Annotated in this window: 1 pseudogene; it reads left to right on the forward strand. The window is 71.0% G+C overall.

From position 1 onward, the window contains the following. Positions 1 to 231: pseudogene (locus KVS67_RS13560) on the forward strand (ABC transporter family substrate-binding protein); the annotation flags it as partial.

Raw genomic sequence — 231 nt, forward strand, 5'->3', positions numbered from 1 at the left:
GAAGGCGGGCGCCTCCTCGCCCACGGTCCGCCTCGGCTACCAGGCGGGCAACCAGCGTCGCACCGAGACCGTCGCGCACATCAAGAGCTCCTGCGACCAGGCCGGCTTCGACGTGCAGGACGCCAACTCGCCGGTGTACTTCAAGGAGGTCATGCCGGCCGGTGACTACGACGCCGCCCTCTACGCCTGGGCCGGCTCGGGCCAGGAGGGCTCCGGCGCGGACATCTACCA

The sequence above is a fragment of the Micrococcus sp. GbtcB5 genome, assembly GCF_019091605.1.
GTDB classification, from domain to species: Bacteria; Actinomycetota; Actinomycetes; order Actinomycetales; family Micrococcaceae; genus Micrococcus; species Micrococcus luteus.